General features: G+C 33.7%; 24 protein-coding genes and 1 pseudogene. 8 read left to right on the top strand and 17 right to left on the bottom strand.

What is annotated here, in order from left to right:
• Positions 1-3: 3 nt before the first annotated feature.
• Positions 4-669 (bottom strand): ABC transporter ATP-binding protein, encoded by a 666-nt coding sequence (locus LQ617_RS15085; protein WP_107596427.1) that lies wholly within the window; start codon positions 667-669, stop codon positions 4-6.
• An 11-nt stretch (positions 670-680) separates the two neighbouring features.
• Positions 681-1,730 carry an ABC transporter permease gene (locus tag LQ617_RS15080; RefSeq protein WP_239740740.1) on the bottom strand — a complete coding sequence of 350 codons (1,050 nt, stop codon included), beginning with the start codon at positions 1,728-1,730 and terminating at the stop codon, positions 681-683.
• Between the two features lie 143 nt (positions 1,731-1,873).
• On the opposite strand from LQ617_RS15080, the gene LQ617_RS15075 reads away from it, so the two are divergent.
• Complete coding sequence (locus LQ617_RS15075) at positions 1,874-2,578, top strand: DUF5694 domain-containing protein (protein ID WP_159315917.1); 705 nt, start codon at positions 1,874-1,876, stop codon at positions 2,576-2,578.
• 13 nt (positions 2,579-2,591) lie between these two features.
• Positions 2,592-3,620, top strand: a complete 1,029-nt coding sequence (locus tag LQ617_RS15070) for a siderophore ABC transporter substrate-binding protein (protein WP_239740739.1) — start codon at positions 2,592-2,594, stop codon at positions 3,618-3,620.
• 211 nt (positions 3,621-3,831) lie between these two features.
• Here LQ617_RS15070 and LQ617_RS15065 read toward each other — a convergent pair whose 3' ends face one another.
• On the bottom strand, positions 3,832-4,266 hold the full coding sequence (locus LQ617_RS15065) for a DUF3995 domain-containing protein (protein WP_126477835.1): 435 nt from the start codon (positions 4,264-4,266) through the stop codon (positions 3,832-3,834).
• Between the two features lie 44 nt (positions 4,267-4,310).
• Positions 4,311-5,126 (bottom strand): metallophosphoesterase, encoded by an 816-nt coding sequence (locus LQ617_RS15060; protein ID WP_025905726.1) that lies wholly within the window; start codon positions 5,124-5,126, stop codon positions 4,311-4,313.
• A 110-nt stretch (positions 5,127-5,236) separates the two neighbouring features.
• On the opposite strand from LQ617_RS15060, the gene LQ617_RS15055 reads away from it, so the two are divergent.
• Complete coding sequence (locus tag LQ617_RS15055; protein WP_239740738.1) at positions 5,237-6,022, top strand: arylamine N-acetyltransferase family protein; 786 nt, start codon at positions 5,237-5,239, stop codon at positions 6,020-6,022.
• Positions 6,023-6,101: 79 nt separating this feature from the next.
• Here the strand turns inward: LQ617_RS15055 and LQ617_RS15050 are convergent, their stop codons facing one another.
• Positions 6,102-7,520: an MFS transporter gene (locus LQ617_RS15050; RefSeq protein WP_239740737.1), complete on the bottom strand. Its 1,419-nt coding sequence runs from the start codon at positions 7,518-7,520 to the stop codon at positions 6,102-6,104.
• A 279-nt stretch (positions 7,521-7,799) separates the two neighbouring features.
• Here LQ617_RS15050 and merA point away from each other — a divergent pair, with 279 nt between their 5' ends.
• Positions 7,800-9,122: a hypothiocyanous acid reductase MerA gene (merA, locus tag LQ617_RS15045; protein ID WP_239740736.1), complete on the top strand. Its 1,323-nt coding sequence runs from the start codon at positions 7,800-7,802 to the stop codon at positions 9,120-9,122.
• 83 nt (positions 9,123-9,205) lie between these two features.
• Positions 9,206-9,772 (top strand): ATP-dependent Clp protease proteolytic subunit, encoded by a 567-nt coding sequence (locus LQ617_RS15040; protein WP_239740735.1) that lies wholly within the window; start codon positions 9,206-9,208, stop codon positions 9,770-9,772.
• Between the two features lie 381 nt (positions 9,773-10,153).
• On the opposite strand, the gene LQ617_RS15035 is transcribed toward LQ617_RS15040, so the two are convergent.
• A complete protein-coding gene (locus tag LQ617_RS15035) occupies positions 10,154-10,768 on the bottom strand; it encodes a TetR/AcrR family transcriptional regulator (RefSeq protein WP_126477830.1) in 615 nt (204 codons plus the stop codon).
• A gap of 159 nt (positions 10,769-10,927) precedes the next feature.
• Here LQ617_RS15035 and LQ617_RS15030 point away from each other — a divergent pair, with 159 nt between their 5' ends.
• Positions 10,928-12,223: a YhgE/Pip domain-containing protein gene (locus LQ617_RS15030; RefSeq protein ID WP_239740734.1), complete on the top strand. Its 1,296-nt coding sequence runs from the start codon at positions 10,928-10,930 to the stop codon at positions 12,221-12,223.
• A gap of 57 nt (positions 12,224-12,280) precedes the next feature.
• Here the strand turns inward: LQ617_RS15030 and LQ617_RS15025 are convergent, their stop codons facing one another.
• The 5 genes from LQ617_RS15025 to LQ617_RS15005 form a co-directional block, all read right to left on the bottom strand.
• On the bottom strand, positions 12,281-12,748 hold the full coding sequence (locus tag LQ617_RS15025; protein WP_239740733.1) for a YehR family lipoprotein: 468 nt from the start codon (positions 12,746-12,748) through the stop codon (positions 12,281-12,283).
• Positions 12,749-13,114: 366 nt separating this feature from the next.
• Positions 13,115-13,705 carry a methylhydroquinone degradation carboxylesterase MhqD gene (gene mhqD / locus LQ617_RS15020; protein WP_126477827.1) on the bottom strand — a complete coding sequence of 197 codons (591 nt, stop codon included), beginning with the start codon at positions 13,703-13,705 and terminating at the stop codon, positions 13,115-13,117.
• Positions 13,706-13,725: 20 nt separating this feature from the next.
• A complete protein-coding gene (locus LQ617_RS15015; protein ID WP_345773057.1) occupies positions 13,726-14,331 on the bottom strand; it encodes a flavin reductase family protein in 606 nt (201 codons plus the stop codon).
• A 20-nt stretch (positions 14,332-14,351) separates the two neighbouring features.
• A complete protein-coding gene (mhqE, locus tag LQ617_RS15010) occupies positions 14,352-15,314 on the bottom strand; it encodes a ring-cleaving dioxygenase MhqE (RefSeq protein WP_037559987.1) in 963 nt (320 codons plus the stop codon).
• A 72-nt stretch (positions 15,315-15,386) separates the two neighbouring features.
• Entirely contained in the window at positions 15,387-15,818 is a 432-nt protein-coding gene (locus tag LQ617_RS15005) for a MarR family winged helix-turn-helix transcriptional regulator (RefSeq protein WP_159315928.1), read from the bottom strand.
• A gap of 218 nt (positions 15,819-16,036) precedes the next feature.
• Here LQ617_RS15005 and LQ617_RS15000 point away from each other — a divergent pair, with 218 nt between their 5' ends.
• Together LQ617_RS15000 and LQ617_RS14995 are read left to right on the top strand one after the other, a co-directional pair.
• The gene (locus LQ617_RS15000) at positions 16,037-16,942 is read left to right on the top strand and encodes a PLP-dependent cysteine synthase family protein (RefSeq protein ID WP_239740731.1); all 906 of its coding nucleotides are present in this window, start codon (positions 16,037-16,039) and stop codon (positions 16,940-16,942) included.
• On the top strand, positions 16,935-18,077 hold the full coding sequence (locus LQ617_RS14995) for an aminotransferase class I/II-fold pyridoxal phosphate-dependent enzyme (protein ID WP_239740730.1): 1,143 nt from the start codon (positions 16,935-16,937) through the stop codon (positions 18,075-18,077). Before LQ617_RS15000 ends, LQ617_RS14995 begins: the two co-directional genes overlap by 8 nt.
• Positions 18,078-18,963: 886 nt before the next feature.
• Here LQ617_RS14995 and LQ617_RS14990 read toward each other — a convergent pair.
• The 6 genes and pseudogenes from LQ617_RS14990 to LQ617_RS14965 form a co-directional block, all read right to left on the bottom strand.
• A complete protein-coding gene (locus LQ617_RS14990) occupies positions 18,964-19,590 on the bottom strand; it encodes a LysE family translocator (RefSeq protein ID WP_107576649.1) in 627 nt (208 codons plus the stop codon).
• Positions 19,591-19,658: 68 nt separating this feature from the next.
• Positions 19,659-20,465, bottom strand: a complete 807-nt coding sequence (locus LQ617_RS14985) for a glutamate racemase (RefSeq protein ID WP_239740729.1) — start codon at positions 20,463-20,465, stop codon at positions 19,659-19,661.
• A 15-nt stretch (positions 20,466-20,480) separates the two neighbouring features.
• Positions 20,481-20,876 (bottom strand): acyl-CoA thioesterase, encoded by a 396-nt coding sequence (locus LQ617_RS14980; RefSeq protein ID WP_239740728.1) that lies wholly within the window; start codon positions 20,874-20,876, stop codon positions 20,481-20,483.
• Positions 20,877-20,962: 86 nt separating this feature from the next.
• A pseudogene (locus LQ617_RS14975) lies at positions 20,963-21,556 on the bottom strand (poly(glycerol-phosphate) alpha-glucosyltransferase); the annotation flags it as partial.
• Complete coding sequence (locus tag LQ617_RS14970; protein WP_275590294.1) at positions 21,519-24,617, bottom strand: E domain-containing protein; 3,099 nt, start codon at positions 24,615-24,617, stop codon at positions 21,519-21,521. The gene LQ617_RS14970 and the pseudogene LQ617_RS14975, both read right to left, overlap by 38 nt.
• A gap of 331 nt (positions 24,618-24,948) precedes the next feature.
• The coding region (locus LQ617_RS14965) for an LPXTG cell wall anchor domain-containing protein (protein ID WP_239740727.1) at positions 24,949-25,523 on the bottom strand (575 nt) is incomplete at its 5' end.

The following is a 25,523-nucleotide window of genomic DNA, read 5'->3' as shown; positions in this document are numbered from 1 at the left end:
ACTCTACTCTTCTTCTTTCAACTCACCGTCTACCATTTTAAATACTTTATCACAGTATGATGTCAGTCTTTGATCGTGCGTTACGATAATACATAATTTATTTAATTCTTTTGTTTCTCTTCTCAATATTTCCATGACTTCTATTGCATTTTCTGTATCTAATGATGCGGTTGGTTCGTCTGCTAATATTACGGATGGATTTGTGTAAAGTGCTTTAGCGATAGCCACTCTTTGTTTTTGACCGCCTGATATTTCACTTGGTAATTGGGATAAAATTTTATCCAAACCGAGTTGTTTCAATAATCTTGTATGTTCTTCTTCATTCATAACGTCTTTTTTCACTTTTTTAAGTAATTCAAATTGTTGTTGTACAGTTAAAAACGGTATTAAATTACTTGTTTGAAGTATAAATCCGATTTCTTTTAATCGTAGTTTAGATAATTGTTTTTCATTAAATTGATTTATATTTTGACCGTTTAAAGATACAGTGCCTTCTGATGGTAATTGCAAGGCACCTGCCATTGTTAATAGCGTACTTTTCCCTGATCCTGATGGTCCAATAATGGCGACTAGTTCGCCTTTTTCTAATTTAAAGTTGGTTGATTTTACTGCTTCTATCGTTCTATTACCGTCTTTAAATGACTTTGTGACATTCTCAAATGCTAACATGTTTCCGCCTCCTAACTAATGACTTTCAATGGTTCTACTTTTCGTATACTTAATACTGAGAATAAACTACCTAAAATTGCGACGATAATAAGCACGATACCGTATAACAACATTGTTAAATAATCAAATTTAATAGGCACTGCTTCTGGTAAGAATGAACCTGTTAACACCGTTAATCCAAAGCCAATCAATGTACCGATTAAAGCGATAATAATCGTTTGGCTCATAACTGAACGCGCTAAAAAGCCATTCGTTAATCCTTGCGCTTTTAAGACACCAAATAAATTTCTCTTTTGTAAGGTAATAATGTATAAGAATATACCAATAACCATTGCTGAAATCGCAAATAAGAATACAATCATAAAGTTTAGTGTTAAATTTTGCGCTTGATAGCCTGGTAATTTCGTAATAAATGATTCAATGTCATCTACTTCTAAATCTTTGTTTAATTCAACATCTTTCCAATTTTTATCTTTAACGACAAGCGCATTAATCTTATCGCCTTTTAACATCGGATTTAATTTCCCAATCGTTTCATTATTTGTAAATAAAACAGGTGATGCATTAAATTTAGAACTTACTGAGAAACCGACAATTTTTAATTCTTCATCACTATTTGAAAGTGTTAATGTGTCCCCGATTTTAAATCCTTTTGTTTTTAAAGTATGATCTGCAACGACTTCATTATTCTTCTCAAACAGTTTGCCGTCTTCTATTTTAGGCATTAAGAAACCTTCTCCATCGATACCAAAGACCGTCACATTCTCTTTGTTTTTACCGTCTGAAGCAATAACAGCCGTTTGCTTTAAGCCTTCACTTTTATCAAATTTGCCCTTAACATCATCTGTATTAATAGATGATTGTGCAACTGTTTGATTGGCATCTTTATTCAATACAATCGCATCTGCTTTCCATAAATCGACTGCTTCTCTATTCATATTCATCAATCCATTTGCTAACCCTGATAATAAGAATAAAAGATAGCTAATCATAACTAATACGCCAATAATTAGACCAAACTTCGTCTTATTTCGTCTCATTTCATTCCAAGCTAAAAACATACTTCCAGCCCTTTCCTGAATCTAAATTTTCTATTATTTAATTATAACATTATTATTTAATTATCTTAAAATAATAGCAGCATTGTATTTATAAAAACGTTCATGTATAATTGATAACGATTATCAATTAAGGAGGTGTCAAATTGGCACAAAAAGAAATTTGCATCATTGGTACGCCACATATTCGGTTAGACCAAAGCAATCAATATTTTTTAGAAACTTATCAACGATACTTAGAAGACGCTGACGTCATTTTGAATAAATTACAGCAATACAATCCAGATTTAATCGCAATTGAATGGGATATTAAAAATAAAAATCAATTAGATAAAGACTTTAATCAACTATCCCGTAAACATTTGCCGCTTCAACTGAACGAACATCATTTTTTAGCGATACCACTCGCATTGAAATTAAATTTACCAACTGTTATACCAATCGACAACAATCAAATGCAAACACGTAAGATTCGTGCAGCATTTGCAGATGAATACCTTGAAAATGATAACCCTATACTATACCAACATTTAAACGAAGCAAAACAAAGTCATCAAAATAAAAAAGGACAAGATTTATCATTATATGAACAATTAACGGAATATCAGGATACAGTCATTCCTTTAGAACAAGTTTTTGCTATTCGTTCACTTGCAGATAGTCCAGGTATCGCCTTTTCACTTGAATGGTTAGAACGTAATCAATTTATGGCCAACAATATCATGAAAAATGCGCTCAATCATGATAGAACAGTTGTCTTTACAGGTATGAGTCATGTCAGAATTTTAAAATTCATGATAGAATCAACAGGTTTATTTAAAGTCGTTCCATCAATAAATATATTAAAATAAAGGAGCATACATAATGAAAAAGTTACTTGTATTAATGGTCATCACACTTTTATTAGCAGCATGTGGTCAATCAAAAGGAACAAGTGATTCAGACAGCAAGAAAGAAACAGTCACAGTTAATCAAAAATATGAATTACGTGGTAAATATAAAGATGGAAGAGATGCAGAACAGAAAGACGAAAAAGTTAAAATCACGAAAGATCCTAAAAAAGTCGTCACATTTGATTATGGTGCAACAGATATCATTAAAGCACTTGGTAAAGAAAATAATGTAGCCGGTATTTCAATTGGTTCAAGCGACTCTATGCTACCTAAAGAATTAAAATCTTTTACGAAAGATAAATATACAAATGTCGGTGAATTAGGAAAACCAAATTTTGAAAAAATAGCTGAACTTGATCCAGATTTGATTATCTTTTCAAATCGTACAGCAAGCAGCGAAACATTAAAAGAATTTAAAAAAGCTGCCCCTAATGCATCACTTCTTTATATAGGTTCAGATGATAATGCCGTCGTAAAATCAGTTTCAGATAACACGACGAAACTCGGCAAGATTTTCGGAGAAGAAAAGAAAGCTAAAGAACTTACAGATCAACTTAAAAATGAAGAACAAAAAGCTAAGAAATCAGTTAAAAATATAGATAACAGTGTCATGCTGCTACTTACAAGCCAAGGTGAATTATCAACTTACGGACCAGGCGGAAGATTCGGTGGCCTACTCTACGATCAACTTGGATTTAAACCAGCAGATAAAAAAGTTAAACCAAATCCACACGGCCAACCCGTCAGCTTTGAATACGTCGCTTCAAAAGATCCAGAAGTCATATTCGCAATGGATAGAGACGAAGCAACAGACGGAAAAGGAACAAGTAAGAAAGTACTAGGAAACGACGTACTTAAAGACGTAGATGCCATAAAAAATAATAACATCATTAACTTAGACGCAAAATCCTGGTACTTCTCATCAGGTGGCATTAAATCCACTACGAAACAAATACAAGAAATACAACAAATCGCGAAAAAATTACAAGAACAGAAATAATAAGTGTGGATGGTGGTGTTGAATGTTTGGCTAACTATCATTATTCTGAATTCTGGTAATTAGAACGCTGTAACTTCCATTATTCTGAATTCTGGTAATTAGATGGACGCTCTCTTGCGGACATTTCTCAGAATTCTGTCCCTTACGGCATACAAACATCGTCATCTTATACGACAAAAACGCCACTGGCTCCTGCCAGTGGCGTTTTCCTTTATCTTTTCTGTTTCACTTTCATAATATATCCGAACAATCCGATTCCCCACAATAGAAATAGCGGATCCCACACGAATGCTTGTCCGAAGGTTGTAAAATAGTTATGACTCTCGATTATTTTACACATTTTTAATATGCCAATTATCATGTTTAATCCACCATATATCATTAGAAAAATACTGCCTATTAAAGATATGATATATATTTTCTTATCATAATGATTTGTTAATGTTAATGGCACGATGGTCGCTAAAAATTTAAACACACCTATTAATAACAGCGCGATATTAATCCATATTCCAAACTGTGCACTTAACGTGAAGACCCATGAGCCAACTGTTATGAGACCCGCTTCTCCACCAAGTCCCCAATACAATGAAAATAGTGCATGCACACTTCCTGCTATGATAAATAATGATATATACTTTTTCATTCAATCACCTATTTATAATCATAAATTTTCTGCGATATATTTTTTTATATTTCGATAACTTGTATTGTATTTTTAATTTCAGTTGCTAAATCAGTCGTTCGCCACTCTCTTTGATAACCGAGACATGGACATATATATTGAATACCACTTTCTTCTATTATATTACGAAAATGCACATGCCCCATAATACTGTATTTGATTGGATATGCTTCATAAAATTTATCAAAGTCTGATGTACCTATAAATGCATTAAAATAATCAAATATTCTATGTGGCATTGGAACTGCAAATTTACGATTGGTCACTATATGCGTCATTAATATAATATTTTTATCTTTCACCTGTTCTAAATCATTTCTCACGGATTCGGCAGCTAATCGCGACATTTCTAAGTCTGACTTACCCCAATCGATATGTTCTTTATCTAGCCATGTAGAGCCGTAATATTTTCTACGTTCTAACCTTTCCAAACTAAATTTGTTTTGATCTGCAAAGCTATAATCATACCAGCCACTGTGCCCGACAATCGCCCAATCTTCATTCACAATATATGGACTTGCTATAATACTTTCAGGCTGCGCTTTATAATATTCAAAAATTTCATAAGAACTTTTTTCTTCTTGATCTTTTTTCCAATAATCATGATTGCCTGGTATAAACAGTACTTCAACTTTAGAATGACGCTTAACATTTTGAACAAACTGCATCGTTTGTAAATAATGATTTGAAACATCACCTGCTATTAATAAAAGGTCTAAATTCAAATGTGTAATTTCTTGCGCTAAAATATATTCAAAATCTTGAGGATAGTAATCTTTACTTCTATCTATATGCAAATCTGAAATGGTACCAATTCTCATATGCATGACCTAGCTTTCTTTAAAATAACGTTGTATATCAATTTTATATTAACATATTCTATCCTTGTATCCTTTATAATAGAATTAAGATTTAAATAGGAGGTTTTGAGTTGAATATTTTACAATTTGAAGACTACTTAAAAATAGATACAGAATCTTTTAATCAAGTAGATTTGCGCACTTTGAACCACTATATCGAAAGATTTATGTACACTGTGCCTTTTGAAAATATTAGCGTTCAAAATAAAGAACCGATATCAGTGAATATTGATGATTTATTTAACAAAATTGTTCATCGTCATCGCGGTGGATTTTGTTATGAATTAAATACGATTTTTCAATATTATTTAAAAGAAAAAGGCTTTAACGTTGATCGTGTGTCAGGAACGATCCATACACCAGATGATAATTGGAGTAGAGACGGTTCACATATGTCGACAATCGTACATTTAGATCAACCTTATATTGCAGACGTAGGATTTGGGGATTTACCAACAAAAGCTATTCCAATTTCTCAACCAGATAATATTCAAGTCATTGATGATGTTAACGGTCATTATCGTGCTATTTTAGATGAGGATCGTGTCATTCATCTTCAAAAACAGTTAGATGACCAATCTTGGCGCACATCTTATTTAACAAATGAAATCATTAGACCTTGGGACTTCTTTATAGAACATTTAGATTATAATGAACATCATCCTGATTCAATATTTGTTCAGAAACTAATTATTACAATGGCTAAAAAATATGGTAGAGTAAGCATGTCTTATGATCATTTAACCATTACGTCTAAAAATCATAAACAAAAAGAAAGTTTCAAACGTGATCAATATAAAGCCATATTAAATAAATATTTCGATATAGATGAAACAATTCATGCGTTGGAAAGTTGAGAAAAGCTCTCTCTTCTTCCATTACTCTAATAAAATAAGCCGGCGACGTCACAAACGTCTCCGGCTTTCTTCATATATATTAATCTGTTTTTACTTTACCTTTTTGTAATTCTTGTTCTGTCCACCATAGTGCATCTTCAGGATTTTTAACGACATGTTCGTAATCTTTTTTAGAAGATACTGTTGGATATGATCCTTTTAATGCTTTGCCTGAAGTTGTTTCAAATAGGAATAGTATTGTTATAAATCCTATAACACTTACCGCTGTTAAATAATAAGCTGGTGCTAATGGATTTTGTGTGACATGTACTAACCATGTTGAAACTAATGGTGTTGTACCACCAAATATTGAAACAGATACGTTAAATGTAACCGCTAATGTACGGTAACGAACATCTGTATAGAAAATACTTGGTAATAAACTTGGCATTGCACCTTCATATGTTGATAAGAAGAAGCCAAGAATAAAGATACCTAATGATATAAACATTAATTGGTTAAGTCCTATGAAATAGAACGCTAGCATTGAAAATGCTGTTAAACCAAATGTACCGAATAACACAACTTTTTTGTTACCAATTTTGTCACTTAAACGACCGAATATAAATGCTAATGGCACCATAATAACCATTACACTTGTAATCAATACCGTACTAACTGTAGTTGAAATACCAATTACTTCGTCTAAGTAAGACGGCATATATGAAAGTAACATATAGTTTGTAATATTAAAGAACGCAACTGCTATAAAGCATACGATAATATCTTTTTTGTGATTTTGAATAATTGAAATGAATGGTTCTGGTTTTTCATCATTCTCAGAAATATCATTTTCAAAAATTGGTGTTTCATCTAAATGTCTTCTTAAATAAAGTCCAACTAAACCAAGTGGTGCACCTAGAATGAATGGAATTCTCCAACCCCATGCTTGCATTTGTGCATCTGATAAACCAATAAATAATCCACTTGCTAATAACGAAGCTAAAATATAGCCACCTAAAGTACCAATTTCTAATCCACTACCTAAAGCACTTCTTCTATTGTCTGGAGAAGATTCTGCAATATATACCATTGCACCTGCATATTCCCCACCAGTTGAGAACCCTTGAATAATTCTCGCTAATAGTAATAAGACTGGCGCCCAAATACCTATTTGATCATAAGTAGGCAATAATCCAATTAATAACGTTGAAGCTGCCATCAATACGATAGTCGTTGTAAGAACGGTTTTTCGGCCAAGTTTATCGCCAATTTTACCAAATATAATACCACCAAGTGGTCTCATTAAGAACGCAATCGCAAATGTAGCGAAAGTAAATACTAATTTCAGTTCATCATTTTCAACTGATGTAAAGAAATTCTTACTAATGATAATTGCTAAATAAGAATAAAGACCAAAGTCAAACCATTCCATAGCATTACCAATACCTGTAGCATAAACACTTTTTTTAGTTTGTTTCATATCTACAACATTTATTTTATTCTTGTTGAATTTCATGTTTTTATAAACACCCTTTCAATATAGTTATGTATACTACCATATTGAAAAATAAGCACAACTGTAATTTTACACTTTGTTAAGCATCAACTTTTGTGAAAAACACCACAAGTATATAAGCTCATTAGCCTCATAAGTGGTCGACCAATATTGTAATATTACTCATATTTCTTGGATAATTTTTAAAATTTTTAAATTTTTTCTGAAATCTTTAGCACAGATTTACATCTCCAAAAGCGTTATACTAAATATAAATCATCACAATTGGAGGTTTTGTAAATGAAACGATTTGATATGTTGATTATTGGTTTTGGTAAGGCTGGTAAGACGCTTGCTAAAGATTTTGCAGGGCAAGGTCAAAAGGTCGCGGTTATTGAACAAGATTCAAATATGTATGGTGGTACGTGTATCAATGTAGGTTGTATTCCGAGTAAGACATTGCTCCATGAAAGTCTAGAACATCATTCGTTCAGTGAAGCGATGAATCGTAAAAAAGATGTTGTTGCTGCTTTAAATAAGAAGAATTTCAACAATCTTAATTCTGATGACAATATCGAAGTGTACACTTATAAAGCACATTTTAAAGATAACCAAACAGTGTTGCTTTTAAATGACCAAAATGAAACGGTTGAAACGATTCAAGCGGATAAGATTGTGATTAATACGGGTACGCGTTCAAATATTCCTGATATAGAAGGTATTAAGACAACTGAAAATATTTATGATTCTAAAGGCATAATGGCATTAGACCACTTACCTGAAACGCTTGTCATTATTGGTGCTGGTTATATTGCATTAGAATTCGCGACAATCTTTTCAAAATTAGGCAGTAAAATTAAAATCGTGCATCCTCGTAAGCATGTATTAGTAACTGAAGATAAAGATATTGCTTCTCTTATTTATGATGAAATCATTAGTCAGGATATTAAATTTATTGACGAAGCTGAAGTAACAGCCTTCTCTACTGAAAATAATCGTCCCATCGTGCATACTTCTCAAGGTGATATAACAGGTGATGCGGTATTACTAGCGACTGGTCGTGTGCCTAATACCGATTTAGCTTTAGAAAATACAGATATCGAACTTGGAGATAAAGGTGAAATTAAAGTCAATGAACATCTACAAACTTCTGTAGACCATATTTATGCAGTCGGAGATGTTAAAGGTGGTCCTCAATTTACTTACATTTCATTAGACGATTACCGTATTGTTAAAGATCATTTAGTTGGTAAACAGCACCGCACAACGGAAAATAGAGGTTATGTGCCTTATACTGTATTTCTAGACCCTCCACTTTCAAGAATTGGCTACACTGCAAGTAAAGCTAAGAAAAATGGTCACAATATTTTAGAGGGACAAATTGAAGTGAAGAATATCCCTCGTCACAAAATCAATCATGATGACAAAGGTTTATTCAAAGTTGTTGTAGATGCTGATAGTAAACTCATTTTAGGTGCAAGTCTTTACGGTAAAGAATCTGAAGAATTGATTAACATTCTGAAACTTGCAATGGATCAACAAATTCCATATACCGTTTTAAGAGATAACATATATACCCACCCTACGATGGCTGAATCATTTAATGATTTATTTAATATTTAATTTAGTCAAAATAGGTCAAATTATTTGAAATCAAAATCGTACTCGTTCACAATAGTAGTATCAATCATTATAGGAGTGATTTCATGTCTGAAGAAAAACATAACGAAAAAGATATACTTACTCAAAAGTTATTAGAAACACGTACGGTTATTATTACCGGGGAAATCAATGATAAAGTAGCAAAAGAAGTCGGTAATCAACTATTACTATTAGAAGCAATGAGTGATGAACCTATCAATCTATTCATTTCAAGCCAAGGTGGTCATGTAGATTCAGGTTATTACATTCATGATATGATTAATTTCATTAAACCAGAAGTTAATATTATCGGTTCTGGTTGGGTAGTAAGTGCAGGCGTTATTATTTATTTAGCTGGTAAAAAAGAAAACCGATACAGTCTACCTAATACAAGATTCATGATTCATCAGCCTTCTGGCGGTGTACAAGGTCAATCTGTTGAAATGGAAATCACAGCTAAAGAAATTATTCGCACAAGACAAAAAATTAATGAATTAATCGCAAGAGAAACTGGCCAAGATATTGAAAAAGTAGAAAAAGACACTGGCCGTGACTATTGGTTAAGCACACAAGAAGCTAAAGACTACGGATTTATTAACAAAATCATTAAATCTCGTGATGAAATAAAATAAAGAAATATGAAAGGCAGGGGCTGCGATAGTCGCCCCTGCCTTCTCTATATTTATATAATGTGAACGGATTGTATTGGGTGGATAACTGCACGATATTTCTTAGTCTTCGTGCGTTACGCCCTATTTTTGTACCCTAGCGCACGATATCTCTTAGTCTTCGTGCGTTATGCCCTATTTTTGCTCACTAGCGCACGATATCTCTTAGTCTTCGTGCGTTATGCCCTATTTTTGCTCACTAGCGCACGATATCTCTTAGTCTTCGTGCGTTATGCCCATATTTTGTACCTTATCGCACGATATTTTTTAGTCTTCGTGCGCACAAGCCAGTACATTCTCTACCATCTACCATTTATATTCATATCATGATTATTTTCTTCTATATTACTTAATATTCTCATCTACCATACGTTTCATAATAGACAATGGTCCTGTTGATGCGATTGTTGAGACATAATTTACGAGTTCTTCTACGGATACGCGATTTTCATCTGATACCCAATATTTGATCATCGACATCATTGAACCTACTACATAACTTAAGTAATAATTTTCTGGAATGCCAAATACATTATCTTTATTGCCTATTAAATGTTTAATATTACTTCTCACAATATCTGCTAATTGTTCTTCGATTTGACTTTTACGTTCTAAGTTGAGAATCACTTGATAAAATTCAATATTATGCTCAATATGTGTAATGACATTTTTAATAATTTTATTCGCAAAGTCTTCAATAAAACGATCACTCGTCTTAGTAGATAAATCCATCTTTCTAATATCTACAAATCCTTTAATTTTCTCTATTTGTTCATTTTCCATTTCATCTAACAAAGCATATTTATCTTCATAATTTAAATAAAAGGTTCCTCTATTAACATCTGCTAAATCTGAAATTTGTTGTATCGTAATACGATCAAGGTTATTTTCTTTTAATAACTGGATAAATGCTTGTTTAATTGCTCTTTTACTTTTTCTTACGCGTCGATCTTCTGCCATTTTTAACCATTCTCCTTATTTTAATGAACAATTTTTGTATTTTTGTTGATTAATAAACGTATCGTAAGCAATTGACGATTGTAACTATCTTAAATTCTATTATAATAAACAATGTTATTAATAATCAACACAATGTTCATTAATCAAGGAGGAAAAAATATGAATATTTTCAAAAAGAAACTTTTTTGGATGACACCTATTCTAGTAATCGTCATACTTCTATTATTAGCGATTGCTTTTATTCCAGCATATAATCCAGAACCAAAATCAGTCCCAATTGCGATTGTGAATCAAGATAAAGGTACAACAATGCAAGACAAAGACGTCAATATCGGGAAAACTTTTGCAGATAAAATTAAAGACAATAAAGATTTATCAGATAAAGTTGAATGGGTAGATGTAGATAGTAAGAAAGATTTAAAACAAGGCTTCAAAGACAATAAATATTATGGTGCATTAATTTTAGATGAAAATCTTTCAAAAGATTCAATGAGTAAAGTTCAAAAGACAGTTCAAGACGCAAAAATTAAAGAAATGCAGTCACAAATGAAAGAAAAAATCGAAAGTGGACAAATTCTACCTGAACAAGCTAAAAAAATGCAAGAACAAAACAAAGTTGAACCTGTTAAAGTTAAACAAGGACAAGTTGAAATCATCGTTAACGTAGGTGCAAGCATGCAAGGTGCACAACTTGCGAATACAATGTTAACGACTATCGGTGATCAACTGAATACACAAATTTCTAAACAAGGTATCCAAACTTTAGATAAAATGGATGTCGACGTTTCAGCTTCAGATATTCAAGGTATCACAAATCCAATTAAAGTGGATAAAACAAACATGAACGCTGTTAAATCACATCAAGGTAACGGAAACTTACCATTCTTAATGTTCACACCAGTATGGTTAGCATCATTAGTTGGCTCAGTTGTTCTATTCTTCTCATTCAGAACAAGTAATAATATCACAATTAAAGACCGTATTATCGCTTCACTTGGCCAATTAGGCGGTGCGATTGTTACAGCATTAATCGGTGGATTCGGATATATTTACTTTATGACGCACGTATTAGATGTAACAATTAACGAACCAACTAAAATCGGTTTATATATTTCAATTGCGATTCTTGCATTCATCAGTCTCATCTTAGGATTTATGACATGGTTAGGTGTCAAAGCTATTCCATTATTTATGGTATTGTTATTCTTCAGTATGCAACTCATCATGTTACCAAAACAAATGTTGCCACAATTTTATCAAGACTATATGATCGGATGGAATCCATTTAGACATTATGCAGAAACATTACGAGGACTATTGTATTTACACCACGATATCGAACTTAATAGTACAATGTGGATGTTTATAGGCTTTATCATCTTCGGTGGTGTATCAGCTATATCAGCAGCTATCCTTAGAAAACATAGCGAAAAAAGAACAGAAGTACCATCATAAAATAAAAAAATCTCATGTGACTGAATCATTCAGTGCCACATGAGATTTTTTATTATGTTATTTTTTCTCTTTGAATCCTTGTTCTTTAATAAATTTTTCTGATTTTTTCATGCTTACGCCTTTATCAGTATCTCCAATAATATCAACAACATTATTATCTCTTAATTCTTTGAAATCAGCTTTTTCATAATCAACTTCAACATTTTCGATTAATTGATTATCGTTACTTTTAACAGATTCCTTAACACCTTTAATATCTTGGAATTTTTTACTTTCAGTCTCAAACTGTTTCTTTAATTCTTCTTTCTGGCTATCTTCAGTAATATTAAAATCTTTGTAATCAATTGTGATTTTAGATGTTTGTTTTAACACTTTGTCCCCTTTATATGTATACGTCATTTCAACATCTGCTCTGTTTTGTTCACCAGTAAAAGTTTTAGTTTCTTCCTTACCACAAGCTGATAATAAGACTAACATCATCGTGCATAATAAAGAACCAACCATTAATTTCATTGATACTTTCATATACTTCGTCACCTTCCATATCCTTTAGTTATATTTCTATAATCTAATATATCACTATATAGTTTATTTACCTCAATTTTCCGAGAAAAAATAATTTGAAAAATGTCAGTATTATAATTATTATATTTAATTTCGTAAAATTTATATCGATTCTTGAACGTTAGCGCTTAGGGTTCCTTATATTTTTTCAAATTCTGGGTTGATTTCGCTGGCTAACGATCTTGTTTCGTTTTCTTGAACGTTAGAATTTCTAACGATCTTGTTTTCGATTCTTGATCGTTAGCCACTCCTACTCTAACTCATACTCCCTCTCCCACTCACTCCCTCACACAAGAAAAGACCAGCTCACCCGAGCTGGTCTTCTTTTTATAATATTTCTTTAGCTTTAAGTACCGCTTCTTGCGTAATTTCATGACTGTTAACCCATGCTTCTGTCACTGTTGCGTTACGTTCTTTAAATATTTCTATCACGCGCTCGCTTTGTGCGTTTGTAACGATTGGATCTCTTGCACCCATTGATAAAAAGACATTAAAATGAGATAAATCTTTATGATTATTTTCTAAATCTAATGGATAAAGTGGTGCAAAGAGTAATGCTTTTTGAAATGGTGTTTGTTCTCTTAATATGAGGTTAATCGCCATATTAGAACCATTAGAGAATCCTACTGGAATAACATCTTCTAATTTAAAACCATATTCTTTAGACGATTCTTCTATAAATTGATACAGTTCTTGTCCTCTATATTCTAAATCTTCTAAGTCATATTGCCCTTCTCCGAGTCTTTTGAAATATCTAGCCATACCATTTTCAGATACTTCACCTTTAACACTCAAAATACTATAAGTCGGATCAAGCATTTCTGCTAATGGTAATAAATCTCTTTCATCTCCACCTGTTCCGTGAAGTAATAGAAATACTGGTTTACCTTGTGCACCTTGTTTAAATATATGTTTCATATTTACTATCTCCCATCATATTATGGTCTTTCGATTGTGAATGTGTGTCCAATTTCAGCATAATCATTCCCAGCAAGTCTGCTTACCGCATTGAGCTTTTCTTTATTAATATAGCCATCATCATAAATACGTTCGTCAAAATGATAATACTTTACTTCAACCAATAATAAATCTGAAATAGGTTGTCCGTCTTTTTCAATTACAATATCATCATATAGAACCGCTTCAAATCGAACTTTACTTTGCTTCAAGCCTTTCACAGATACTTCAACTGAATCTACTGTTTCAAAATTCGTACGTTCGAGTTCACTCTCTTCATGACTTAACATAGCTGCTGTTTGATTCGCATCACGCACATTATCTGTATCTACAATATGCACAACCGCTTCTTTATTCTGAATGATATTTCGTGCAGTATCTTTCATTTCACCATTCACTCTTTGTACTGCGATAGAAAGAATCGGTGGGTCTGAAGATACAACATTGAAAAAGCTAAACGGTGCTATATTCAGTACGTTATCATCTGATTCTGTTGTGACTAATGCAATTGGTCTAGGAATAATAGATCCTATTAACAATTTATAGTTTTCTTTCTGCGATAAGACTTCTAGTCGTATCTCCTTCACCTTAACCACACCTTTTCTCATTAATGTTCTCTACTTGTATCAAAAGCTTTAATTTCAGATTCAATGTAGTCACGTTTTGCTTCTAAGAATGGTGGTAATGCAAGACTTTCACCTAATGTTTCATAAGGTTCGTCTCCCATAAATCCTGGTCCATCAGTAGATACTTCTATAAGAATATGACCAATTCTTGCGTATAGCGCTTCAAAATAATATCTATCGACATTACCTGAGTTACCAATGCGAAGTTCGTTATATTTTTCTTCCCACGCTTTAATCGCTTCATGGTCTTTTAATCTGAATGATACATGATGCACTTCACCATAACCTTGTCTTGCTTCAGGACCTTGGTCGTCTTTTCTCAAAATAACTTGACCACCGTTACCGCCTTCTCCAACTTCTAACAATGTCACGTTTTCTTCTTCAATAATTGGTTTCATACCGTAAACTTGTTTCAATACAGATTTGAAGTCTTCATAATAGCTCACTGTAATTTCAATTGGTCCTAATCCATAAATTGCTTTATCTTCAGGTACTGGACCATTTTTCCAAGGAATACCTGGTTTAACACCTTCATTTAATTCATCTGAAATTAATTGATATCTTTGACCGTCTTCTTCTTCAAAAGGTAATACCTTTTTACCGAATAAATCTTGGATACCGTCATGTTTAACGCCAAATTCTTCAAAGCGATTTAAATAATATTCAAGCGCTGCATCGTTTGGCACTCTGAATGCTGCACGACTAATTGAATTTGTACCACGACTACCTTTCGGATTATTTGGAAAATCAAAGAATGTCATGTCTGTACCTGGAGATCCTTGATCATCTGCGAAAAATGTATGGTACGTATATATATCATCTTGGTTTACTGTTTTCTTAACTAAACGCATACCTAGTACTTGTGTGAAAAATTCATAGTTTCTTACTGCATCATTTGTCATTGCAGTTACGTGATGGATACCGATAAGTTCTGGATTACTCATTATAGTTTCCTTCTTTCTTTATTTTTATTTCGAATTCGAAATAATAAGTTGTAAAAAAATTTGCGCTATCCACTACTCAGTAGAATTTGCGCTTATTTTTTTAAGTGCTCTACGAAAAATCGCAAGCTCTTCGTCATCTAATATAGAAAATGCTTTTTCAATTGTTTCGGCATGTTGTGGAAAAATACGTTCCATCAATTCATGTCCACTTTCAGTCAGAACAGCATACGTAATACGTTTATCTTGCTCATCTTGTCGACGTGTTACAAATCCTTTCTTAACAAGTTGATCGATGACATAAGTTGTACTACTGCTTGCAATTAAGATGCGTTGTTTTACTTTTTGAATAGGTTGATCACCTTTATGATACAAAAGTTCCATTACAGCAAATTCAGTAATATTTAAACCGTAGTTCTTCATATCTTGTTTAACAATACGATCTAACGTATCATTTGTACGTTTTATACCTACTAGCGCTTTTAATGATTCTTTCGTTCTATCCATGTTCATCACCTATTCAAATATTATTTCGATTTCGAGATAATTGTAACGCCCTCACTAATAAATGTCAACAGTTTCGAGTATAAAAAATATACTAACTTTGTTTTTATTATATTTTCAATATTCTAACAAATTTAATTTAGTTGATTTTTAATAATGTTTAACCTATAATTCTTATTGAAAAACTAAGATATTTATTAATTTTATATTGGGGTAATGGGATGAAAGCATTTGATTTAATCGGGAATACACCACTTGTCTTATTGGAACATTACAGTACAGACAACGTGAAAATATTTGCGAAATTAGAAAGTTATAACTTAGGTGGCAGCATTAAAGATCGACTTGGCAAGCATCTGATAGAACATGCACTAGCTGAAGGTAATATTCGTTCTGGAGATACAATAGTTGAAGCCACTGCCGGTAACACAGGTATTGGACTTGCTATCGTAGCGAACCATTACAATATGAACTGCGTTATCTTTGCACCTGAAGGATTCTCGGAAGAAAAGATGAACATCATGAAAGCTTTAGGGGCTGAAGTAAGAAGAACACCACGTTCAGAAGGTATGTTAGGTGCGCGTCAACAAGCACAGACCTACTCTGAAGAATACGGCGCTTATTACATCAATCAATTTGAAAATGATGAGAATCCACAAGCATATGTTCATACTTTAGCGACAGAAATTCTTGAACAATGTCCAGACATCACGCATTTGATTGCTGGCGCTGGTTCTGGCGGAACTTTTACAGGAATAGCTTCAGTCATGAAAGAACATCAAGTACGTAATATCATTGTAGAACCTGAAGGAAGCATTCTTGCTGGTGGCGAAGCGCATGCTCACGATACTGAAGGTATTGGCGTTGAAAAGTGGCCACCATTTCTAAAGCGAGATTTAATCGATGATATTAAAGTCATTTCGGATCAAGATGCATTTACAAATGTATCAGGTCTTGCATTAAATGAAGGTATTCTTGCTGGTAGTTCATCAGGCGCAGCATTACAAGCAGCAATTGACATTTCAAAACAAATCGAACAAGGACATATTGTCGTCATTTTCCCTGATGGCAGTGATAGATATATGTCTAAAAATATATTTAATTATGGAGGAAAAGATTATGAATAAAAAAACATTACTCATCCATGGCGGTAAAACAACAGATGCATATACAGGTGCGGTAACAACACCAATTTATCAAACAAGTACTTATGAACAAGACGGAATCGGAAATTTAAGACAAGGTTATGAATATTCAAGAACAGCTAACCCTACTCGTACAGCATTAGAAACATTAATCGCGGATTTAGAACACGGTACAAATGGTTATGCTTTCGGTTCAGGTATGGCAGCAATCTCAGCAGTCATCATGTTATTAGACAAAGGTGACCATATTTTAATTAATTCAGATGTATACGGTGGTACTTACCGTGCATTAACAAAAGTATTCTCTCGCTTCGGTATTGAATTTGATTTTATCAATACAACTGATGTAAGCAATATCGAATCTTCTATTAAAGATACAACTAAAATGTTATTTATTGAAACACCATCAAATCCGTTACTTCAAGTAACAGATATTAAAGCAGCAAGTGACATTGCTAAAAAACATGACATGTTAACTGTTGTAGATAATACATTTATGACACCTTATTACCAAAATCCATTAGACCTAGGTGCTGATATTGTACTTCACTCAGCTACTAAATACTTAGGTGGACATAGTGATGTTGTATCAGGTTTAGTTGTAACAGCTAACGAAAGTCTTGGAGAAAGAATTGGCTTCATCCAAAATTCAACTGGTGGTATTTTAGGACCTCAAGATAGTTATTTACTAACACGTGGTATCAAAACATTAGGTTTAAGAGTAGAACAAATCAATAGAAACGTTAAAGAAGTCGTAGCATTACTAAACAAACATGAAAATGTTGTTAAAACAATTCATCCATTAAACGAAGACCATGTGAATCGCGACATTCACTTCGACCAAGCTTCAGGTTACCCAGGTATCATTTCATTTGAAGTTGCTGATGTAGAAAAAGCAAAAGAAGTCATTAAACATACAAAATTATTCACATTAGCAGAAAGTTTAGGCGCGGTAGAAAGCTTAATTTCAGTACCAAGTCTTATGACACATGCATCAATACCAGCAGAAATTCGTCATAAAGAAGGTATCGCAGACGGCATGATCCGTTTATCTATCGGTATAGAAGATACAGAAGACTTAGTAGAAGACTTAAACCAAGCATTAAACCAAATATAATAAAAAGAAAAGCTGAGACAGCGGAAATTGACCGCTGCCTCAGCCTTTTTTTATATTTGAGGTGTGGTGGATGGGTGTATTAATTGTGGGATGGCGGTTTGTGTGGAGCGTGAGGATCGTATGTTGCTTGTTTGGGTCGTCTTGCAACATACGAGCGAGCTATGTTGCTTGTTTGGGCTGTCTTGCAATATTCACGGCTCCAACATTGCTAGTCACGCCCCACTTGCAATATTCACGGCTCCAATGTTGCTAGTCACGCCTCACTTGCAATGTTCACGGCTCCAATGTTGCTAGTCACGCCCCACTTGCAATATTCAGACCTCCAATGTTGCTTGTTTGGGTCGTCTTGCAACATACGGGCGAGCTATGTTGCTTGTTTGGGCTGTCTTGCAACATACGGCGGCGCTATGTTGCTTGTTTGGGTCGTCTTGCAACATACGAGCGAGCTATGTTGCTTGTTTGGGTCGTCTTGCAATATTCACGGCTCCAATGTTGCTAGTCACGCCCCACTTGCAATATTCAGACCTCCAATGTTGCTAGTCACGCCCCACTTGCAATGTGCGAGGTTCTTATTTATCTTGTTTTGCCTGTCTTGATAAATACAACGCCTCTATTTATCTTGTTTGCTCAGTCTTGATAAATACAACGCTCCTATTTATCTTGTTTGCTCAGTCTTGATAAATACAACGCTCCTATTTATCTTGTTTGGTCAGTCTTGATAAATACAACGCCTCTATTTATCTTGTTTAGTCACTCTTGATAAATTCAACGCCTCTATTTCCTACGATTAGTCAGTCTTGATAAATACAACGCTCCTCACTCTATTATTCCTCAATATAAAAAATGGCCGGGACATTATTCAATGTTCCGCGCCATTTTCACTTCTTTATGATTTTGTACCGAATAGACTTATTCCTAATATGACAAATACTGCGCCACTTATTTTATTGATAATTTTTTCTGCTACGATATTATCTCTTAATTTTGTTGTTAAACTACTTGAAAAGATCGCAATGATAAATGATGTGATCGCACCCATTACTGCGAAAATACTGCCCAATATTAAAAATGGTATTGGACCGTACTGATTATCCACTGAAATAAACTGTGGAATAAAGGAAATAAAGAATAGTGCTACCTTTGGATTGGTAACGTTCGTGATCACGCCTTGTACAAATAGTTTTCTACGAGATTGATACACAGTCTTCTTTATTGAAATTGACGATTGTTTACTTATAAACATTTGTATACCTAAATAAATTAAATATACTGCTCCGACAATTTTAATAATTGTGAATAAGACCACGGAAGTTTGTAAAATAACGGACAACCCTAATCCTGACAGTACAGTATGAACAACTGCACCTACCGATACACCTAATGCTGAATATATACCTGCATCTCTACCTTGTGAAATACTTCTATTTAATATAAACATCATATCAATACCAGGTGTGATACAGATAATAAGCACTGTGATTAAAAACAGTTGAAAAGATACGATATCAAACATCATTTACCCCCTTTAAATTAATCGTTAAGATATACTAACATATAATCTAAAGTTGTAAAATGAAAATTTTAATTTATCTCGACCTTTTCAATGTCTAAGTTTATATTTAACTTTTCAAGTATGGATTCAAAACCTTCTATAGTATAGTCAGCATTTTCAGTTACTAGTGTCTTAATCGTCCCATGACCGTTGGAAGTGTATGATTCTGCTTGTTCAATAACAGTTTGAGCAGGATCAATAAACATGATATGCGGATATAACTCTTTAAAATAACTATACAACCACGGTAAATGTGTAGAAGATAATGTAAATATATCGATTTCTTCATGTTGGTCTATAATATCATCCATAAAATTCTTCACAGTCATTAAAGTACGATATTTATCGGATATAAATGAACCGTCTTCAACTAATTCAACTAATGAAGAAGCATTTAATTGATATACGTGACTTGAAGAAACTTCATTGTTTATAAATTCATTTAATGCATCACTTTCAATTAGGGATTGAACACCTAAAATACCTATTTGTTTACTAGAAGATTTCTCTAATGCTTCTTTCACCGGTGGATAAACACCTACGATTTCAGTATCAAAGTTATCTTTCATGTTATCCAAAATAGTAATCGTTGGTACATTAGATGCCACGATAATCAAACGAGGATTCCACTTTTCTAAATAATGAATGGTTTGTGTGATTACAGTTTCTAATTCATGGATAGATTTTTGACCATAAGGAAACTGATTGCGATCTGCCAGATATATTATGTCTTGATTTGGGTATGTCTTTTTTAACAATTCTACAATTGAATAACTACCAATTCCCGCATCAAAAACAGCAATAGGTTTCAATAACGTGTCTTGATTATTTGTCATATATGCCACCCTAACTTATATTTCTAAAAATATTTTCGGTGTTTGTGCTATTCTCTCATCTACCACGTTATAAAATCCACCTTTTTGAAATCCCGTACAATGCACTTTGTCTTCTGTAGCAATTTCGAATTCAAGTTCCCACTTCATTCTACTCACTTTAACTAACCAACATCTACCAACTGGTTTATCATGGATCGTCAATGGTACTTTGTAGTCTGCCTCAGTTCTCATCAATATTGGTGATATATTAAATTTCATCATTTCTGAGTAAGTCATATATTGGTTAATAAAAGCAGTTCTTAAATCTTCAAACCATCTTACATACACAATATTACTCACAATGCCCATAGCATCAATATCATAAACATTAACTTCGATTTCTTTTTCAGCGACTAATTTTCTCTCTTGCATTAAAAAGACTCCTTCGTACATCATTTTTTATTATTTCAAAATAACTTTATACATATTATCACTTAAAGTCATTCATTAAATCAACCTTAAGCAATACTAGAATCTTTAAATACTTTTTGGTATTGAACATACCCTGATAAATAGTGTTCAATATCATCTATTCTTACTCTATAGCCATGATGTTTAATAAAGAATGAATTCACAATACGTGCTGGATTTTTAAAGTACATTGCAATTTCAGGATAAAAGTAACCTGTTCTTTCATAATCAGCTCTTATATGTATTGTCTTAATGAATTTTTCTTCATCTAAATAAGTTTCAACAAGATCAGCATAGCCAGTCTTCTTAGCTTTTTCCACTAAGTGATAAGTCGCCATTAACATTTCTAAAAATGTTGGGAATGTCGTTTCCCTTTGTTGCATATAATCTAAATAACTCGATACGTTCTGAATGCCAAATTTATAATATTTCTCTTGTGGGTCAATTTGTACTAATTCATTTGTACAATATCCTAACCAGTGATCATGGTATTTCCAATATTTTTTCTCTATAAACATTTCAAATAACATTTTGACAGTATTCAACCATTCTTCATTATGATCAATTTGATAAAGTCTTAATAACGCTAAAGCAGCTTCACCATCATAATATACAATTCTGAATTGTTCTTTTATCGTTAAATGTTGTAATTTCTGTTACTGGGTCACCTTCTCCAACTTTTTCACCTGTTAATGGGTTCTTCGTTGTTGGTGTTGTTGTTGTTTTCTCACCATCTTTACCTGGTTGTTTCACACGTTCTGTACCTGGTGGTAAGTCTGGATTGAATTCTCTTGTTGTTTCATATGGTATTGGATCTTTCGTTACAATTGGTTCACCTGGCACTGGACCATGTTTTGTCACACTATCCACCGGCGGTGTCACGATTTCACCTGTATTTGGATTCTTAATACCTGGTTTTCCTGGTACTTCTTCTGTTTCACCTTCTGGTAAATTTGGATCAAACTCATCTTTATGTCCTGGTGGCACTTCTTCTCCACCATACTCGATGATTTCATTTGTTGGTGGTGTTGTAATTTCTGTTACTGGGTCACCTTCACCAACTTTTTCGCCTGTTAATGGGTTTTTCGTTGTTGGTGTTGTTGTTGTTTTCTCACCATCTTTACCTGGTTGTTTCACGCGTTCTGTACCTGGTGGTAAGTCTGGATTAAATTCTCTTGTTGTTTCATATGGAATTGGTTCTTTCGTCACAATTGGTTCGCCTGGTACTGGACCGTGTTTTGTCACACTATCCACCGGCGGTGTCACGATTTCACCTGTATTTGGATTCTTAACTCCTGGCGTACCCGGTACTTCTTCTGTTTCGCCAACTGGTAAGTTTGGATCGAACTCATCTTTATGTCCTGGTGGCACTTCTTCTCCACCATATTCAATGATTTCGTTTGTTGGTGGTGTTGTAATTTCTGTTACTGGGTCACCTTCTCCAACTTTTTCGCCTGTTAATGGGTTTTTCGTTGTTGGTGTTGTTGTTGTTTTCTCACCATCTTTACCTGGTTGTTTCACGCGCTCTGTACCTGGTGGTAAGTCTGGATTGAATTCTCTTGATGTTTCATGTGGTATTGGTTCTTTCGTCACAATTGGGTCACCTGGTACTGGACCGCGCTTAGTCACACTATCCACTGGTGGAGTAACAATTTCTCCAGTATCTGGATTTTTAACTCCTGGTCTACCAGGTACTTCTTTAGATGTACCAACTGGTAAATTCGGATCAAACTCCTCATGGTGTCCTGGAGGTACTTCTACACCACCATACTCGATGATTTCATCTGTAGCTGGCGTCGTAATTTGTGTAACTGGAACACCTCTCTCAACAACTTCACCTGTTTTAGAGTTAACTTTTACTGGTGTAGTAATTATTTTCTCACCTTCTCTACCAGGTTGTTTCACGCGTTCTGTGCCTGGTGCTAAGTCCGGGTTAAATTGTCTTACAGTTCTGTATGGTATTTTTTCTTTAGCTACTTCTGGCGTACCATCAACTATAGCACCTTGTGGTTCAGTTATTGTGATACCTTCCAGATTTGTTCTCATTATTCCATTAGAATATCTGTCTTGCATATGACTAGAAGTAATTAAGAAATTATATTTTTGAGATTTATCTATTCCTAATTGTTCTGTAGTAGCTTGCCAAGTCTTTCCTGCATATGTTGCAGTTAATGTACTTGTTGCTGCGTTATAACTTAAAACAACATCATTAAATCTTTGACCATGGAATCTCCCATCATTACGTTCAGTTGTATTATCTGCATATTGAATTTTATTTACTGGTTTATCTTTTGAATTAAGAGCATTAGTTCCTACTTGATTAGTTACACCATCTGCACCATTTTTTACAAATGTACCGTAACCAATTTTTGACGCACCACCAATTTCTTTAATATTATTCTCTTTGTCAGCATCTAATGGATCTTTTTGGCCACGGTAGTTATTGTAAGACATATCCAATTTAAAACCAGCAGCGTTTGCAATACCTCTATCTCTTAAAATACCACCTTGGTTTAAAAAGTCTTGTCCCGTACCTTGTGTAAAGATGAAGCCCCAACCATCTGCTCCTGTTGTATTACCTTGGTTGTTATTTGCAACTGGAACAGTTATTGTAAAGTCATCACTAAAATCAATTTTGTTCTTGTATTCTAATGCACCTTTAGTCCCTGTATCTGCATTGTGGTGAGTATTAAATGCAGTAAGTTCTCCCTCACCTGGGAATTCTTCATTATAATCTTTATGGATTATATCTCCATATTCATTAAAATTACCTGTTCCTTTTTTAGTAACTGTGTTCTGTGCAGCAGCTCTTAGTGCAGTTGCTGAATTATTAAGGTTTGTTGTTCTAGCATTACTGCTAACTGAACGGAAAGTAGCTCTAGGTTGAGTATCTCTCTTATTAGCAGTTTCTTTAAGTGATTCACTTAAAGCTATATTTTCAATTTCTTTCTTAGATAAATTTGAAGTATCTTTTGGTAATACTTTTTCTATCTTAGCTTTTTCGGCTTCTGTAACTTCAGATTTGTTGTATAAATCCTTAGCAATAGAGTCTACAAGTGTCGATTTATCATTCTCAACAGGTTGAACTTCTGCTGAATTTTCATTAGCTTCTTCTATATTATGTGATTTTTCAACTCTAGAATTATTTTGAACAGGCTGTTCTGAAGTTGCTTGTTCTGTTGTATTTCCTTCTGTGTTTACCTCTTCTGCAGCTTGTTCTGATGCCTTATCTTCTGTGCTCGCTTCTTCTGCAGTTTGGTCTGATGCCTTATCTTCTGTGCTCGCTTCTTCTGCAGCTTGTTCTGATGCCTTATCTTCTGTGCTCGCTTCTTCTGCAGTTTGGTCTGATGCCTTATCTTCTGTGCTCGCTTCTTCTACATTTTGGTTAGTTGTAGTATATTCAGAATTTTTAACATCCTCAGTTGAATGTTCTTCTATGTTAGCATTTTCTGTTGATACAGATGAATTTCCAGATTTTATTTCACTTGAATCTTCATCATTTACAGTATTCTTTGATTGTGCTTGTAATGAAGTTGCGCCTGCTTGTTCATCAGCTTTAGCTTCATCACTTAACCCAAATAATAATGTTGCACCAACCAAAATTGAAGCAGTACCAACAGTGAATTTTCTAATAGAATATTTATTTAATCTATTAGAAATAAAATCTATTTTACTACTTCTCGATTTTGGTTTCTTTTTCATTATTCATTCCTCCTAAAAAATTATTCTTTCATTCTGATAAGTCATTTTGTTTATATGAGCACTTATCAAAAAATATTATATTTCGAGCCATTCAAATATTCAACACTTTAATTATAAACATAATATTTATAAAAATATTTTGTATTGTACAATGTTGTAATTTACAATTATTTACCCGAACAAAATTTTAAATACAATAAAATAAAACTACAATATACAGTAACATCTTTCATTTACCGAGATGCTTATGATTTTTTCTATTAAAAAAAGAGATTAAGCCTTTCGACTTAACCTCTCTAAATTCATTAATAGTAATGCCTTTCACTACTTATTAATTACTCTCTTTATTATCTTTTCTACGACGACCAAATAAGAATAATGAACCAATACCAGCAATTAATCCTCCGAATAATGTAGTATTTGTTGCTGCTTGTTCACCTGTATCTGGTAAATCTTTTCCATTATTTGAATTATTATGATCGTTGATAGTAGCCGCTTTCGCAATTCCTTTACCACTATTGTTATCTGAAGTATTTTCTGTTATTCCAGCGTCTGCATCTGAGTCACTGTCTGCGTCTGAGTCAGCGTCCGCATCTGAGTCAGCATCCGCATCTGAGTCAGCGTCCGCATCTGAGTCAGCGTCTGCGTCTGAATCAGCATCCGCATCTGAATCAGAATCTGCATCTGAGTCAGCATCTGCATCTGAATCTGCGTCTGAATCTGCATCTGAATCAGCGTCTGCGTCTGCATCTGCATCTGAATCAGCATCCGCATCTGAATCAGCGTCCGCATCTGAGTCAGCGTCTGCGTCTGCATCTGCATCTGAGTCAGCGTCTGCGTCTGAATCAGCATCTGCGTCTGAGTCTGCATCCGCATCTGAGTCAGCATCCGCATCTGAGTCAGCAT

This window comes from Mammaliicoccus sp. P-M59, assembly GCF_022386135.1.
GTDB lineage: Bacteria > Bacillota > Bacilli > Staphylococcales > Staphylococcaceae > Mammaliicoccus > Mammaliicoccus sciuri_A.
This window is presented reverse-complemented; position numbering and strand designations above follow the sequence as displayed.

Excerpts from the sequence above, each read along its gene's own strand:
- LQ617_RS15085 (WP_107596427.1), bottom strand. The coding sequence starts at position 669 with ATGTTAGCATTTGAGAATGTCACAAAGTCATTTAAAGACGGTAATAGA.
- LQ617_RS15040 (WP_239740735.1), top strand. The coding sequence starts at position 9,206 with ATGTCTGAAGAAAAACATAACGAAAAAGATATACTTACTCAAAAGTTA.
- mhqD (WP_126477827.1), bottom strand. The coding sequence starts at position 13,705 with ATGAAACATATATTTAAACAAGGTGCACAAGGTAAACCAGTATTTCTA.
- LQ617_RS15065 (WP_126477835.1), bottom strand. The coding sequence starts at position 4,266 with ATGAAAAAGTATATATCATTATTTATCATAGCAGGAAGTGTGCATGCA.
- LQ617_RS15005 (WP_159315928.1), bottom strand. The coding sequence starts at position 15,818 with ATGGATAGAACGAAAGAATCATTAAAAGCGCTAGTAGGTATAAAACGT.
- LQ617_RS14995 (WP_239740730.1), top strand. The coding sequence starts at position 16,935 with ATGAATAAAAAAACATTACTCATCCATGGCGGTAAAACAACAGATGCA.
- LQ617_RS14990 (WP_107576649.1), bottom strand. The coding sequence starts at position 19,590 with ATGTTTGATATCGTATCTTTTCAACTGTTTTTAATCACAGTGCTTATT.
- LQ617_RS14980 (WP_239740728.1), bottom strand. The coding sequence starts at position 20,876 with ATGCAAGAGAGAAAATTAGTCGCTGAAAAAGAAATCGAAGTTAATGTT.
- LQ617_RS15030 (WP_239740734.1), top strand. The coding sequence starts at position 10,928 with ATGAATATTTTCAAAAAGAAACTTTTTTGGATGACACCTATTCTAGTA.
- LQ617_RS15070 (WP_239740739.1), top strand. The coding sequence starts at position 2,592 with ATGAAAAAGTTACTTGTATTAATGGTCATCACACTTTTATTAGCAGCA.
- LQ617_RS15000 (WP_239740731.1), top strand. The coding sequence starts at position 16,037 with ATGAAAGCATTTGATTTAATCGGGAATACACCACTTGTCTTATTGGAA.
- LQ617_RS15050 (WP_239740737.1), bottom strand. The coding sequence starts at position 7,520 with ATGAAATTCAACAAGAATAAAATAAATGTTGTAGATATGAAACAAACT.
- LQ617_RS15080 (WP_239740740.1), bottom strand. The coding sequence starts at position 1,730 with ATGTTTTTAGCTTGGAATGAAATGAGACGAAATAAGACGAAGTTTGGT.
- merA (WP_239740736.1), top strand. The coding sequence starts at position 7,800 with ATGAAACGATTTGATATGTTGATTATTGGTTTTGGTAAGGCTGGTAAG.
- LQ617_RS15035 (WP_126477830.1), bottom strand. The coding sequence starts at position 10,768 with ATGGCAGAAGATCGACGCGTAAGAAAAAGTAAAAGAGCAATTAAACAA.
- mhqE (WP_037559987.1), bottom strand. The coding sequence starts at position 15,314 with ATGAGTAATCCAGAACTTATCGGTATCCATCACGTAACTGCAATGACA.
- LQ617_RS15060 (WP_025905726.1), bottom strand. The coding sequence starts at position 5,126 with ATGAGAATTGGTACCATTTCAGATTTGCATATAGATAGAAGTAAAGAT.
- LQ617_RS14970 (WP_275590294.1), bottom strand. The coding sequence starts at position 24,617 with ATGAAAAAGAAACCAAAATCGAGAAGTAGTAAAATAGATTTTATTTCT.
- LQ617_RS15025 (WP_239740733.1), bottom strand. The coding sequence starts at position 12,748 with ATGAAAGTATCAATGAAATTAATGGTTGGTTCTTTATTATGCACGATG.
- LQ617_RS14985 (WP_239740729.1), bottom strand. The coding sequence starts at position 20,465 with ATGACAAATAATCAAGACACGTTATTGAAACCTATTGCTGTTTTTGAT.